The 12,819-nt window shown below is 37.5% G+C and carries 11 protein-coding genes; 1 reads left to right on the top strand and 10 read right to left on the bottom strand.

The genetic code is table 11. The features are described 5' to 3' along the window. Positions 1-157: 157 nt before the first annotated feature. From LC095_RS17950 to LC095_RS17995, 10 genes are all read right to left on the bottom strand, one after another. Positions 158-337 carry a YjzC family protein gene (locus LC095_RS17950; RefSeq protein ID WP_026561040.1) on the bottom strand — a complete coding sequence of 60 codons (180 nt, stop codon included), beginning with the start codon at positions 335-337 and terminating at the stop codon, positions 158-160. Between the two features lie 118 nt (positions 338-455). After that, positions 456-1,397 carry an ornithine carbamoyltransferase gene (gene argF, locus LC095_RS17955; RefSeq protein WP_226529457.1) on the bottom strand — a complete coding sequence of 314 codons (942 nt, stop codon included), beginning with the start codon at positions 1,395-1,397 and terminating at the stop codon, positions 456-458. Positions 1,398-1,431: 34 nt separating this feature from the next. Further along, positions 1,432-4,521, bottom strand: coding sequence for a carbamoyl phosphate synthase large subunit (locus LC095_RS17960; RefSeq protein ID WP_226529458.1), 3,090 nt, complete (start codon positions 4,519-4,521; stop codon positions 1,432-1,434). Next, on the bottom strand, positions 4,514-5,584 hold the full coding sequence (locus LC095_RS17965) for a carbamoyl phosphate synthase small subunit (RefSeq protein WP_226529459.1): 1,071 nt from the start codon (positions 5,582-5,584) through the stop codon (positions 4,514-4,516). The genes LC095_RS17960 and LC095_RS17965 overlap by 8 nt, the downstream gene beginning before the upstream one ends. 102 nt (positions 5,585-5,686) lie before the next feature. Beyond that, positions 5,687-6,847, bottom strand: coding sequence for an acetylornithine transaminase (locus LC095_RS17970; protein WP_264196096.1), 1,161 nt, complete (start codon positions 6,845-6,847; stop codon positions 5,687-5,689). Then, complete coding sequence (gene argB / locus LC095_RS17975) at positions 6,844-7,626, bottom strand: acetylglutamate kinase (RefSeq protein WP_226529460.1); 783 nt, start codon at positions 7,624-7,626, stop codon at positions 6,844-6,846. The genes LC095_RS17970 and argB overlap by 4 nt, the downstream gene beginning before the upstream one ends. Positions 7,627-7,637: 11 nt before the next feature. Next, positions 7,638-8,870, bottom strand: coding sequence for a bifunctional ornithine acetyltransferase/N-acetylglutamate synthase (gene argJ / locus LC095_RS17980; RefSeq protein ID WP_319005819.1), 1,233 nt, complete (start codon positions 8,868-8,870; stop codon positions 7,638-7,640). A gap of 110 nt (positions 8,871-8,980) precedes the next feature. Continuing rightward, a complete protein-coding gene (argC, locus tag LC095_RS17985; protein ID WP_226529462.1) occupies positions 8,981-10,018 on the bottom strand; it encodes an N-acetyl-gamma-glutamyl-phosphate reductase in 1,038 nt (345 codons plus the stop codon). A 512-nt stretch (positions 10,019-10,530) separates the two neighbouring features. Continuing rightward, complete coding sequence (locus tag LC095_RS17990; protein ID WP_226529463.1) at positions 10,531-10,839, bottom strand: metal-sulfur cluster assembly factor; 309 nt, start codon at positions 10,837-10,839, stop codon at positions 10,531-10,533. Positions 10,840-10,923: 84 nt separating this feature from the next. After that, positions 10,924-11,691, bottom strand: a complete 768-nt coding sequence (locus tag LC095_RS17995) for a prolyl oligopeptidase family serine peptidase (protein WP_226529464.1) — start codon at positions 11,689-11,691, stop codon at positions 10,924-10,926. Between the two features lie 293 nt (positions 11,692-11,984). Here LC095_RS17995 and LC095_RS18000 point away from each other — a divergent pair, with 293 nt between their 5' ends. Further along, positions 11,985-12,797, top strand: a complete 813-nt coding sequence (locus LC095_RS18000) for a Cof-type HAD-IIB family hydrolase (protein ID WP_226529465.1) — start codon at positions 11,985-11,987, stop codon at positions 12,795-12,797. Positions 12,798-12,819: the final 22 nt, after the last annotated feature.

Raw genomic sequence — 12,819 nt, forward strand, 5'->3', positions numbered from 1 at the left:
CTAGGTGTGTGAGAAGCTTTTTCTTTGGTTATCTTAGGAAATTTATTAATCTTTATAAGAACATTTTAAGAAAATAAAAAAGCTTGTAGAGAAAAACATCCACTTTCTCTACAAGCTGACCTACTTCTAACAGTAGGTTTTTTTGTTTCTTCATCTATTAAGGTTTACGTTTATATGTCCATTGACGATTATGGTTAGCTGTTTCCGGGAAACGGTCTCCAGCCTTCAGTTTAATTTGACCAGGATTTTTCACATTGTCCCCAGTTTCACCTATTTCTACATAAATCCCATTATTAGGGGCTTTTTGTCCTACACGAAAACGATGTTGTTGTCCCATTGTTAACCTCCTCTCATTGCATTACTACTAGTATCTCCATATGGGTTATTTTCATGTAACGGACCACGGGGACAGGTTCCTCGTCCCGATGGGACGAGGAACCTGTCCCCTTGTCTCTTTATGAAAGTAATTTTTTTAGTAATGCTTTTTGGACATGAAGTCTGTTTTCTGCTTGTTCGAAGACAGCTGAGTGTTCGCCGTCAATAATGGAGGCTGTCACTTCTTCCTCACGGTGTGCTGGTAAGCAGTGTAAGAAATGATAGTCTGGTTTTGCATGCTGAACAAGCTGATCATTAACCTGGAAGTCTTTGAATGCAACCAAGCGTTCTTGTTGTTCACTTTCTTGGCCCATGCTTGCCCATACATCTGTATAGATAATGTCTGCGTCTTTAACTGCCTCAATCGGATCATATGTGATGGTAATCGTAGCACCTGTCTCTTCTGCAAGCTTTTGAGCTTTTGCCACAATGTCTGCATCAGGTTCATATCCCTTTGGACATCCTAATGAAAAATCCATTCCGACCTTAGCTGCAGCAATCATTAAGGAATGAGCTACATTATTTCCGTCTCCTAAGTATGCAGTCTTTACACCTTCAAATGTTTCTTTTATGCGGTAAATTGTCTTTAAGTCTGCAAGTGCCTGACATGGGTGGAAAAGATCTGTTAATCCATTGATTACAGGGATACTAGCATGCTTGGCCAATTCTTCGATCTTATCATGACCAAATGTACGGATCATAATTGCATCAACATAGCCGGACAACACTTTCGCCGTATCAGAAACAGGTTCACCTCTTCCTAATTGAAGGTCCTGGCTACTTAAAAATAATGCATGACCCCCTAATTGAAGCATTCCTGTTTCAAAAGATACCCGTGTTCTTGTAGATGATTTTTCAAAGATCATCGCAAGTGTTTTTCCTTGCAGGACAGGTTGAATTGGATTTTCTTCTAATTTAAATGCGTCTTCAATTAAAGTTAAAATTTCCTCTTTACTATAATCAAGAAGAGTTAAAAAATCACGTTTTTCAACTGCTGTTTTATTTTTCACATTTATACTCATTTCAGCTCACTACCTTCCTTAACTTAGGCGGAACCTATTGGTTTTTCACCAATGGTTTCAAAAATTCCTGAATTGAAGATACTTCATCATCAGTTGCAGTAATGGATTTTAAACAAGCGTAAAATGTTGAAAGATTTGTAAAAAGAATCATACCTTTTTCAATCGCTTGTTGGCGTGCTAATTTCGCTTCGTCACTGTCAATCAGTGAGACGAAAATGCCTTTTTCTCCCTCAACCCATGTTTCGTACTGATCTGTCACAACTTCAAGTCCAACTTCCTTAACTGTATTTATCGCCTCATTATCTGTTGCATCAAAAAAGACACTTCGTACATTTTCTAAGTCCTTTGTAAAGATCTTGCGATAAACAGCATCTAAATTATTTCCAATACACATTCCTTCACCAGTTGCCTTCATTTCTGGTCCAAGTGTAATATCAACATCATGTAAAGCATGACTGGAGAAGACCGGATATTTCACCGCCACCATGTTATTAGACTCTGGGGAGGTAATGTTTAGTTCTGTTATTTTTTTACCGCATAATAAATACGTAGCATGCTTAATAATAGGAATACCGGTTACTTTACTAATAATCGGCGCTGTTCTGCTTGCACGTGGATTTACTTCTACAATATAAATTGTATGATCTTTCACTAAGAATTGAATATTCATAATTCCACGATAATGCAGCTTTTTCACCAATGCACTTGCGTAGTTAGCAATAACCTGTTTATTTTTGTCCGTCAGGTTTTGAGAAGGTAGGATGGCTAAGCTATCCCCTGAATGGACACCTGCAGGCTCAACATGCTCAATATATGTTGGGATAAAGGCATCTTGACCATCTGAAATGAGATCAATTTCTCCCTCAAGTCCTTCAACAAATTGATCAATAAGTACCGGATAAATCATATTTGTATTTTCCGCAAGTAACTTTTCTAAGGTTTCTTCATTATGAACAATGACCATTCCTTTTCCGCCAATAACATATGATGGTCTAAGAAGCAGTGGGAAACCAATTTCTTTTGCTCCTTTTAATGCTTCATCCGCATTGTTTGCCGTTAATCCTGCTGCATGTGGTATGGATAATTCATCTAACAGTTGATAGAACTTGTCACGATCCTCCAACCAATCTAATGTTTCAGTATCAGTACCAAGCAGCTTAACACCTGCAGATTCTAATTGTTCAGCAAGGTTAATTGCCGTTTGCCCGCCATATTGGACAATAACAGAATCAATTCCCTCGGAATCAACGATATTTAATACATGTTCAAGCGTAATTGGTTCAAAGTACAATCGATCTGCTGTTTCAAAGTCAGTACTAACCGTTTCCGGATTATTATTTATCATCACCGCTTCATAACCTAATTGCTTTAACGCTTTAATCCCATGAACAGCACTATAGTCAAATTCGATCCCTTGACCGATACGTATAGGACCTGATCCAATGATTAAAATCTTTTTGTTATCTGTTAAAGTAGGCTGTTCATTTTCACCGAAATAGGTAGAATAAAAATAATTCGTACGTGCTTCAAACTCTGCTGCACATGTATCAACATACTTATAAGAAGCCTTTACTCCTGCTTGAAGTCTTGCTTTTCGAACTTCAGCTTCAGGGGCACTTAATAATGATGAGATCGTCTTATCAGAGAACCCTTTTTCCTTGACGGTTGCTATAAATTCAGCGTCAAGTGTTGAAATCGTTTTTTCCTGGATTTGCTTTTCAAGATCAATAATTCGTTGGAATATTGAAAGGAAATATACATCCATTTCTGTTTGCTCATGGATTTCTTGTATCGTGCTTCCTTTTCTTAATAGCTCCATCACAGCAAAAAAGCGGCGATCATCTGTTTTATTCATGACTGTTTTTAATTCATCAATGGATAAATCTTTAAGCTCTGGCAGGTGTGTGCCGATATTGTCCAGTTCTAGTGAATCACACGCCTTTTGAATAGCTGCTTCGAGATTACGCTCAATCGCCATAACTTCACCAGTTGCCTTCATTTTAGTCCCCAGCTTACGGTCAGCCTTATTAAACTTATCAAAAGGCCATCTTGGGAACTTCACAACAACATAGTCAAGCGCCGGCTCGAAGCTTGCGTACGTACTCATCGTTAGAGGATTTTTTAATTCTTCCAATGTATATCCTACTGCAAGCTTTGCAGCAATTTTTGCAATTGGATAACCAGTTGCTTTTGATGCTAATGCAGATGATCTGCTGACCCGTGGATTTACTTCAATAACATAGTATTGCTTGCTATTAGGATCTAATGCTAATTGAATGTTACATCCACCGATCACACCAAGTGCCGAAACGATTTTAACGGCTGCACTTCTTAACATATGGTAATCTTGATCTGTTAATGTTTGTGAAGGTGCAACAACAATCGAGTCACCTGTATGAACACCAACAGGATCAATATTTTCCATATTACATACAGAAATACACGTTCCTTTATGATCACGAATCATTTCATATTCTACTTCTTTAAAGCCGGCAATGCTTTTTTCGATTAAACATTGTGTAATCGGACTTGCTTGTAATCCACTTCTTACGAGCTTTTTAAACTCTTCAAGATTTGAAGCAATACCTCCGCCTTTTCCACCAAGAGTATAGGCAGGTCTGATGATAATCGGGAACCCGATTTTATTAGAAAATTCAAGTGCTTCCTCTAATGTGGTAACAATGGAACTCTCAGGGATAGGTTCATTTAAATCATACATTAATTGACGGAACTCATTTCGATCTTCACCTTTACGGATCGAATCAATAGAAGTTCCTAATAATTGCACACCATATTTCTCTAAAACACCCGCTTCATGAAGTTCCATGGCCAGGTTAAGCCCTGTTTGACCCCCTAATGATGCAAGTAAACCATCCGGTTTTTCTTTAGCGATAATTTTTGTTAAACTTTCCACTGTTAATGGTTCAAAATACAAAACATCTGAAAATTCCTCATCTGTCATGATGGTTGCAGGATTGTTATTAACAAGAACGACTTGGTAGCCTTCTTCCTTTAAAGCCAGACAGCCCTGTGTGCCTGCATAATCAAATTCTGCGGCCTGCCCGATCACAATAGGACCGGAGCCAATAACAACGATTTTCTTGATAGACTGATTTTTAGACATAAAGTATATCTCCTTTTGCAACTGCGACTAACTCTAAAAATTCATCGAAGATCCATTCACTATCTGAAGGTCCCGGATGTGCTTCGGGATGAAATTGCGCTGTTAAAACTGGTAAACTTTTATGTGATAACCCTTCAATTGAATCATCATTAATATGATAAAAACGCATCGATAAATCTGTATCTTTTAAGCTCTCTTTAATGACAACATAACTATGGTTTTGAGATGTCATGAAGACTTTATTTGTTTTAAGATCAAAAACAGGTTGGTTTGCTCCTCTATGTCCAAATAATAGTTTTGTCGTTTTGGCACCGAAAGATAGAGCGATTAATTGGTGACCTAAACAAATGCCTAATGTCGGGTAAGCAGAAACAACTTTTTTAATTTGACTAAAGTAGCTTGATAGTTGCTCAGGATCTCCTGGCCCATTTGATAATAAGACACCATCAGGCTTTAAATCACCTATTTGGTCCATCATTTTAAATGGGACAGTCGTTACTTTGCAGCCTCTATCTAATAAGGATGTAAGTATTGATTTCTTATATCCAAAGTCTACTAATGCAATATGCTTTTCCCCATTCCCATACGTTTCAAGCTTATCTGATACAACTTCAAATACTCCATCTTCGAAAATGGTACTCGGCTTTTCAGCTAATGCAGATTTTGACGTAATTGTAGCTGCCATTGATCCGTGATTTCTGATTTTTTTCACCACTGCCCGGGTATCGATATGATGAATAATCGGGATGTTCCACTTTTCCAAATATTCTTTAAAGCTATACTGTGCTTCATAATGAGAATATTGTGATGTACACTCATAGATTACAACTGCTTTAACCTGCGGCTTTTTACTTTCATCATCACTTATATTGACACCGTAATTCCCGATCAACGGGTAAGTGAATACAACAATTTGATTTTTATAAGAAGGATCAGTTAGTACTTCCTGATAGCCTGTCATTCCTGTAAAAAATACGATTTCTCCGTTTATATCCTCCAAAGACCCATGCTCTAGTGCTCCTGTATAGATTGAACCATCCTCTAAATGGAGATATCCTTTCATCTGCTTACACCTCGTTTGTCTTTAATTCTACTCTATACCCTATTGGATAATTATTAAACCATGAGTATTTTTATTCAATCACTTGTAAAAAAAACGCTCAAATTAATGAGCTCCTACAGAATCGTTTACCTTTGAGAAAACTTCTGCTATTGTTTTTACCGCTATATCCATTTCTTCATATGAAACGGTTAATGGCGGCAGTAAACGGATTACATGAGGACCAGCCGGCAGAACAAGGAAATTGCGCTCTCTTAATTGGTCAATGAGTGGTGAAACTTGTTCTTTACATTCAATCCCAATTAATAATCCTTTCCCGCGAACTCCATTTACGAGTGGATGCTTTCCTACGATATGATCTAATTTTTCTAATAAATAGTTGCTTTTCTTATTCACTTCATTTAAGAAATCTTCATTAAAAATCTTCTCTAATGTCACTTTTGCAGCAGCCATGGCAATTGGATTACCACCAAAGGTAGATCCATGACTTCCAGCCTGAAATGTTTCGATGAGCGATTTGTGACCGATCATTGCACCAACTGGCAACCCACTGCCAAGCCCTTTTGCAGATGTAATAATGTCAGGCTTAATTCCAAAGTGCTGATAACCAAATGGCTTACCTGTTCTGCCGATTCCTGTTTGAACCTCATCTATGATAAGTAATGCGCCGATCTTCTCACATGTTTCTGTTATTTTTTCAATAAATTCTTTGTCAGCCGGAACGACTCCACCTTCACCTTGAACAACTTCAAGCATAATGGCTGCCACATCAGTTCCAAGCTCATCTAATGCTTCCACATTGTTAAAGGGGAGGTACTGAAATGTTTCGAGTAAAGGTCCAAAGCCTTGTTGAATTTTCTCTTGACCTGTTGCAGACATTGTCGCAAACGTTCTGCCGTGAAATGATTGTAAGAACGTAACAATCTTCTGTTTACCAGTATGCTTTCTTGCCAGTTTAATTGCTGCTTCATTTGCTTCAGCTCCACTGTTACAGAAAAACACTGCATCTCCATCACTAGCTTCGACTAGAAGCTTTGCTACTTCTTCTTGAATGGGCTGGTGAAATAAATTGGACATATGCCAGTATTTTGTAAGCTGCTCTTGCACAGCATTTGCTACTTCTTCATTGGCATGACCGAGGTTGCAAACGGCAATACCTGAAATAAAGTCCAAATATTTCACATCATTCACATCTGTTACCCAAGAACCCTTTGCTTCTTTAATCGTTACGTCCCAGCGTGCATATGTTGGAAATAAATAACTCATGATGACAAGACCTCCTTCTCACTCACAATTTTCGTTCCCTTAAAAGCATCTTTTTCAATGAAAGCTTGTTGACCACTTACAATCATGACTTCCTGACAAATATCTGAAAGTGTGGAAACAGCTGATTCCACCTTTGGGATCATTCCACCTGTAATGACTTCACTCTTTATCAGTTCATCAATTTGAGACGGTGTTACGGTCTCAATGACTTCCTTTTCTTTATTTAAAATACCTGGTACATCTGTTACAAATAAGAATTTTTCTGCTCCGACTGCATTTGCAATTGCTGCTGCTGCTAAATCAGCATTAACGTTAAGGGTATTATGTGTTTCAGTACTTGCAAGTGGCGCGACAACAGGAATATAGCCGTTATCCATTAGTAATTCTACAGCTGCTGTATGAACTGCTGTTACTTTTCCTACCATACCTAAGTTTTCTTGGTCCAAGAAATCCGCTAGTAATAGTTGATCATCAGTACCGGACAGTCCAATCGATTTTAATCCCTTTTCGTTTAACAGCCGTGTTAGGTGCTTATTAATCTTTCCGGCTAACACCATTTCAGCAACTTCAAGTACTTCTTCTGTTGTCTTACGTTGACCATTGTAGAATTCTGATTCTATTTTTAAAGCTTTCAGCATGTTTGTGATATCAGGACCGCCACCGTGTACGATCAACACCTTCCAGTCTGAGGAAATCAATGCTTGTAAACTATGAAAAAAAGACTCTGACAATTGGTGAACAGTACTTCCGCCACATTTTAATACAACTGTTTTTGACATAACAATCTCCCTTACGTTCTATAGCTTGCGTTTATTTTCACGTAATCATATGTTAAATCACAGCCCCAGGCTTTTCCTTTTTCTTCTCCAACACCAAGATGAACTGTAATCTTTACTTGATCCTGTTTTAAGTATTCTGAGGCAACTTCCTCTGAAAATGATTGAGGACTATTATCTGTAAATAAGCAGATATCCCCTAAGTAAATATCAATGCTCTCAGGTTCAACTTGTGCTTCACTATAACCTACTGCACAAATAATTCTTCCCCAGTTTGCATCCGCTCCGTAAACAGCTGTTTTGACAAGGCTTGATCCGACAATCTTCTTGGCAACAACATTTGCTTCCTGCTTTGTTTTTGCTCCAGTTACTTCTACTTCAATTAGCTTTGTTGCCCCTTCGCCATCTTTAGCAATTTGTTTCGCTAACTCTTCACTAACTTTATGAAACGCTGTTTTAAAATCATTCCATCCTGGGTGTTGCTCGTTTAACAGCTCATTTTCAGCCAGCCCATTTGCCATGACCAATACCATATCATTTGTGGATGTATCACCATCAACTGTGATTTGATTATATGTTTTATCTGTTGTTTTACTTAAAAGTGTCTGAAGTGATGCAGAGTCAATCTTTGCATCTGTTGTCACAAAAGAAAGCATCGTTGCCATGTTTGGATGAATCATCCCTGAACCTTTAGCCGCACCACCGATGGTAACCGTTTTTCCATCAATTTCAACTTGATAGCATGATGTTTTCATAACCAAGTCAGTTGTTAAAATGGCTGTTTGAAAGGCTTCGGCAGCTTCATGTGTTGAATGGGGTTTTAGCTGCTCGATCCCAGCCCGAATTTTATCCATTTTTAAAAATTCCCCAATTACACCTGTAGACGCAACCCCAACATAATGAGGTTTAATGTTAAACAAGTCTGCGGTTCTTTCTCGCATCTCATAAGCATCTTTTAATCCTTGTTCTCCTGTACACGCATTAGCATTCGCACTATTGACGATAATTGCTTGCAACAATTCCTCTTCAGCGATGCTTGCCTGCGTTACTTTTAGCGGAGCTGCCTGAAAATGACTTTGGGTATAAACGGCTGCACAATTTGCTGGTACCTCGCTGTAGATAACACCCAGATCATTTCTTGAATATCTGAGTCCGGCATGAACACCGTCACTTGAGAATCCTTTCGGTGTTACAATAGATCCATTTTCAATTTTTGTAATAGCAGATGTTTCTTTTGCTTGTAGCACTTCTTTTTCCTCCCTGGTTGTCATGATCAACACTCTTTTACAATGACATTGGTTTAGTCAATTTGCCCCTTCTTTAGAGTCTGACCTTCCATTTCATCTGCAAAATAGTCTTATGGATAAATAGGTGCAAAATACAAGCCCGTTGTTTCCTCATAACCGTTCATTAGGTTGAAATTTTGAACCGCTTGACCTGCTGCACCTTTCATTAAATTGTCTATTACTGAAACGATTGTGATTCTGCCTGTTCGTTCATCAAGCTTTAACCCGATATCACAGAAATTTGAACCGTACACTTCTTTTGTTGAAGGAAATACATCCTGCTCACGAATACGAACAAAAGGAGATTCTGCATAATAGCTTTTATATAAATCTAGTAGTTTTTCCGTTGTATATGAATCTTCTACACTTGCATAAATAGTTGCCATAATTCCACGTGTCATTGGAATCAAATGTGTTGAGAATGAGATAGCCCCAGCTGTCTCATTTAAGGAATGAAGTGCTTGCTCAACTTCCGGAACATGCTGATGTTCATGAACCTTATATATTTTCATATTTTCATTTACTTCCGAATAATGTGTGGTTTGTGATGCATTGCGTCCTGCACCAGATACTCCTGTCTTCGCATCAACAATGATTGATTTCACATCAATGATCTTGTTTTGGACAACAGGTGCCAAGCCTAAAATCGTTGCTGTCGGAAAACAGCCTGGATTAGCAAGAATATCAGCATTCATTATTTCCTCTTTATTAAGTTCAGACAGCCCATATACAGCATGTTCCAAGATATCATCTGATACACATGGCCGCTTATACCATTGCTCATAAGCTAATCGATCTTTTAACCTCAAGTCACCGGAAAGATCGATTATCCTTACGTTTGATCCTTGAAACTTTGGTGTTAAGTCTCTTGAAACTCCTGGTGGTGTTGCAAGAAACAAAAACTGTATATCTCTTTTTATTTCTTCGACATTGATATTTCGCAATATATGATTACTTAATTGATGTAGATGTGGAAACGAGTTGCTATATGGAACATCCATTTCTGAAGATGAGTAAAGTATACATTCTTCTACATGTGGATGATTGGATAATATACGATATAATTCGACTCCACCGTATCCTGTGGCACCGATAATTCCGACCTTCACCAAATCACCTTCTCTTAAGTTCGTTATCTAAATTATTTCTCAATTATAAATATGTATAAAAATAAAATCAAGTGTATAAATAATATTTTTGCTAATTTTTCAAAAAAATCACGTAAATTAAAGGATTTATTAGAAGCTACGCGTATTCAAACGACATAATATATATGCATTTAATTGTATAAAAAATTCGAAAATTGAATAGGCATTACATATATGTAAGTTATTTAAATAGTCAGAGTTCGGTTTATCTTTGCATATTCTATGCTTTGATATTTGGGTGTGATTATTTTTGGGATTGAACTGTTCCTATCAACCTAATAGTTTATATCCATATATCACCAGGAACAAACATCTTTTTTTAAAAAAGCAATTAGAAAAACACGACTTACCGCCAAGAATGGCGGAAGTTGATGTCTTTTCTTATACTTTAATCCTTTTAGTAGAGTTAAACTTTTTTAAGGTACAAAAAAAGTAACCCTTCTACCAATGTATAAGGATTACTCTCAAACGTTTTATTGAATTCCTAATGCGATTTTTGCAATTCTTGACATTCTGTCTTTTGACCATGGCGGACTCCAGACAATATTTACTTCAGTGCTTTTTACTTCCGGTATATCTTGAAGGGCAACTTTGATTTGTTCAACAATAGTAGCTGCCAGCGGGCATCCCATTGAAGTTAGTGTCATTGTGACGATCGTATGGCCCTCATCATCCATTTCCACATCATATACTAAGCCAAGATTGATAATGTCAACACCAAGCTCCGGGTCTACAACTGTTTCTAACGCACCATAGATATTTTCTTTTAGTAATTCATCCATATTTAAACACTCCTTTCAGATAGTTGGTATTTTGAGTATAGTAAAAGATTGAAGTCAAAGAAAGCATTCTGCTTCTACCGAATATTATAAATACCTTTCAAACCATTCGACCAATGACAGGACACCTTGTCTTGATACTTTGTGATCTGCTAGCGGATCTGCTATGAATTGAAGTTTTTCAGGCTCTTTATCATATATTGGGACAATATCTTTATAAAATTGATATGTTGGAGCAAATGGGACAACTTGGTCACGTTCACCATGCCAGAAAAGCAATGGGCGATTTTGAAGTTTCTCTAGTTGAAGACTTAAGTCAAATGGCTGTAGTAATGCAAGCTGTTCTTCAATTTCTTCGTTTGATAGAGGAATTTCCGCACCGCTTTGCTTTAACGAGTAAAGCTGACTTTTAAGAAGTTCTGTATAACAAGGGCTTCCCATTAAACTAACAGCTGCTTTTATCCAATCATACTGTGTAAGTGCACCTAATGTTGTAATCCCGCCCATTGAAGTACCCGCGAGTCCGATTCGGTCAGAATCAATTAAATGATTTATTTTAAAGTATTCCTTAATCTTCGTTACTTCATTAATTTCATTTAAAACAATTTTCCAGAACCTGAAGGCAAGCTCCTTCGTGCCATACTGTTCACTTCTTTCTCCATGATATAATGCTTCCGGAAGTGCAACCCTGAATCCTTTTTCAGCTAAATAGTAAGCAATATGAAGGTTATTTTCTTTGGCACTTGTAAAGCCATGAATAAACATCACAAAAGGCGTTTTTTTCTCTCTTAATGACTCTTTAACAACATGTAATGTCGGTATTCCTTCTATATGTAATCTTTCAACAATAATCACATTAATTGCGCCTCCTAGTTATATTCCCACTAAATAAGTGTAACATGTAGACATAAAACTTGGAAAAAAGATACACTATTAATGAAAAGCGCAAGCGCCTTGATTAGCCCCGACTAGCATAAGATGCAAAGGAATAGAAGACGTTCTTTGTCTTCAATTCCTTTTCGGCTTATGACCTCGAGGGGCTAGGCGCTGGAGCTAGACACAAAACTTAGTTAGTACCGCTTTTCCATATTAAAGCGCAAGCGCCCGTTAGCGAGGGTCAAATTAATTCATGTAAAGAAGGAGACGTTATGGATACAAAACCTTATTTAATCGCTTTAGATTTAGATGGGACACTTTTAAAAGATGATAAGACCATTTCAGCTTATAACAAAGAAATCATTAAGAAAGCAAAGGAAGCTGGTCATATTGTTTGTATCGCAACAGGAAGGCCCTTCCGTTCAAGCTCCGTTTACTATGAAGAGTTAGACTTGTCAACACCGATCGTCAACTTTAATGGTGCATATGTTCACCATCCAAAAGACAATAATTGGGGAACCTACCATACTACCCTTGATTTAGAAGTAGTGAAAGAAATCATCACTGTATCTGAAAAACATAACCTACATAATGTATTAGCTGAAATTATTGATGATGTATATTTCCATTATCACGATGAAAAGCTACTTGATGTTTTTAGCATGGGAAATCCAAATACGACTATCGGGGACTTGCGTCAAAACTTAAGTGAAGATGTAACAAGTATTCTTATTCATGCAGCTGAAGAAGATGTTGAGAAAATAAGAACTTATTTATCAGATGTTCATGCAGAGGTTGTTGACCATAGAAGATGGGCGGCACCCTGGCATGTTATTGAAATCATACGGGCAGGAATGAATAAAGCGATTGGCTTACAAAAAATTGCTTCCCACTACAATATTCCTCAAGATCGAATTATTGCCTTCGGTGATGAAGATAATGACTTAGAAATGCTTCAATACGCAGGTCATGGCGTCGCAATGGGTAATGCAACAGATGAAGTGAAAAATGTAGCAAATAAAAAAACAAAAACGAACGAAGAAGATGGAATTGCTTACTACTTGAAGGAAGCTCTATCCCTTTAAAACATGAGAAACTCGGGGAAAA

Origin of the sequence: Metabacillus niabensis (assembly GCF_020524345.1) — a bacterium.
In the GTDB taxonomy this organism is placed as follows: domain Bacteria; phylum Bacillota; class Bacilli; order Bacillales; family Bacillaceae; genus Metabacillus; species Metabacillus niabensis_B.